This window comes from Microbacterium sp. ISL-103 (assembly GCF_018613995.1).
Taxonomy (GTDB): Bacteria; Actinomycetota; Actinomycetes; order Actinomycetales; family Microbacteriaceae; genus Microbacterium.
The window spans coordinates 1-2230 of sequence record NZ_JAGGPD010000571.1 but is presented as its reverse complement, the minus strand read 5'-3'; the positions used below and the strand labels follow the sequence as shown (position 1 = coordinate 2230).

Genomic DNA, 2230 nt, shown 5'->3' with positions numbered 1-2230 from the left:
CGGTCGACGGGCGCGGGGAGGAGCGTCCGGGCCAGGTCGAGACGACTCCCCCGTCTTCGCCGAATCGCGCCGCTCTGTCGACGAGCGCCATCGCCCGCGGATAGACCTTGCGCAGCCGTGGCACGAGCCGACCGCTGTCGCCGGTCGTGGCCCCGTACATCGCCCCGAGGACGGCGTACTTCGCCTCTTCACGCGTCGCGACGGCGCCGGATTCGACCACGCCCGCATACAGGTCCTTGCCCTGGGCGGCACGGGCCATCGCACGGTCGCCGGCCATGCCGGCGAGCATTCGGGGCTCGAGCTGGGCGACGTCAGCGACGACGAGAGTCCAGCCCTCATCGGCCCGCACCGCGGCCCGGAGGTTGCGCGGCAGTTGCAGCGCGCCGCCTCCCGCCGACGCCCAGCGCCCGGTCACGACTCCCCCGGTGATGTAGATCGGCCGGAAGCGCCCCTCATGCACCCACTCGGAGAGCCATGCCCACCCGTTGGCGCTGAGGAGCCTGGACAGCTTCTTGTACGCCAGGAGCGGTTCGACGACGGCGTGGCTGTGCTGCGCGAGTTCCCAACGGCCGGTCGACTCGACCTGCACGCCGACGCGGTGCAGAGCTCGGAGCAGCTTCGGCTGACTCTCGAGGTTGAGTGTGGGGTCGCCGAGGATCGACCGCACCTGCTCGCCCTGCGCGACCATGTGGCTGGGGAGCCCGCCAGCGATCGGTCGGCTGCCCAGGATGTCGGTGAGGATCGCGTCGTGCACCGCCTCGTCCCACGGCACTCCGGCCGCCCCCATCTCTTCGGCGATGAGGCCGCCCGCCGACTCGGCAGAAGCGAGGAGGGTGAGACGTCCGTCCTTGCTGTCGCGGAGCACGCGGCGCTGCTCGCGGTACTGCGCGAGCGCCTCGCCCACGGGGTCGTCGACGTCGTCGTGGTCGAGGACGTCGAACAGCGCGGGCGCCTCGGCGACCGGCTCGCGGCGCACCCACGCCGCAGACGGAGCCAGGGGACGCGCGACCTTGTCTGTGTCGCGGAGGATCGCATGGCACAGCAGCAGATCGTGCGAACGACCGATCAGGACACCGGAGTCGAGGAGGAGCGGATAGATGTCGCGCGCACTGCGGATCACCCAGCGCGGGGGCGTGTCGGCCTCCTGCGCCGCCACCCAGGTCGGCAGATCGGCGACACGGAGATCGACGCGCGAGATCTCCTGGTCGTCCGCATCGAGCTCGACCGCCGTGTACTCGCCGGAGCGCGTCGCGACCAGCACGACGCGACGCTCGGTCGATTGCCGCGAGCTCACCGTCGTCGCGCTCGCGGCGCGGAGATCACAGCCCTGATTCCCCGGTGCGCACCAGGATGCATCCGCACTCGGGGCAGGTGACGACCAGGTCGTCCGGCGCGTTGCGGATGTCATTGATGTCGGTGCCGGGGAGCAGCATGCGACACCCCTCGCACGTGCCACCCGTCAGGAGTGCGGCGCCGGCGCTGTTCGCCGCGCGGCGCGTGTACTCCGCGAGCAACGGAGCAGGCAGCGTCGCGGTCACGGCCTCGCGGTCGCGCGTCAGCTGCGCGCCCAGATCGGTCGCCGCCGCCACGTCGGCCTTCGCCTGTGCGGTCAGGGCGCTGCCCTCGGCGGTCGTCGTGTCGAGCAGGGCCTGCTGCGCGGCGACAGCCGCGTCTGCGTCTTCGACACGTCCCATCACGTCGAGCTCGATGTCCTCGAGGTCGCTCTGGCGCCTGGCGAGGCTGGCGATCTCGTGTTCGAGAGCCTGTGCTTCTTTGGAATTGGTCGCTGCGGCGAGCCGATCGGCGTCGCGGGCGCGACGCTGCTCGACGAGCTTGACGTCGGCTTCGAGCCTGGTCAGCTCGGTGCGCACGTCGTCGCGCTTTCCGGTCAGCGCTGTCAGCTCGCGCAGCTGGTCCTGACGGATCGCGACGAGCTCAGTGATCCGAGCGCCCTGCGCCGGCTTGGTCCGTGCGCGCTCAGCCTGCGCGATGCGCCGGTCGAGATCGGCGACGTCGATAAGGATGCGCTGGTGTTCCGGGCTCGCGTTCACGCTCTCAAATCTAGTCGCTGGCAGAGGTGTCCATCACCCGACGTGGCCGTCGAGGTACAGCCACCGACGGTCTTCTCGCACGAAGCGACTCCTCTCGCGCAGCGAGCCGCGCTCGTCGCCCTGTCGCCCGAACGCTTCGAACTCCACCACGCCCTCTCGATCGAACGGACCGCCGGCGA

Annotated in this window: 3 protein-coding genes; all 3 read right to left on the bottom strand. The window is 70.9% G+C overall.

The window, feature by feature from the left end; translation table 11 throughout:
* Nucleotides 1–1261 (bottom strand): bifunctional 3'-5' exonuclease/DNA polymerase (locus J7E68_RS17995; protein WP_311417348.1); only part of this gene is annotated, 1261 nt, incomplete at its 3' end.
* Between the two features lie 58 nt (nucleotides 1262–1319).
* Entirely contained in the window at nucleotides 1320–2051 is a 732-nt protein-coding gene (locus tag J7E68_RS17990; protein WP_215174919.1) for a zinc ribbon domain-containing protein, read from the bottom strand.
* Nucleotides 2052–2084: 33 nt separating this feature from the next.
* The coding region (locus J7E68_RS17985; RefSeq protein WP_251049125.1) for a YchJ family metal-binding protein at nucleotides 2085–2230 on the bottom strand (146 nt) is incomplete at its 5' end.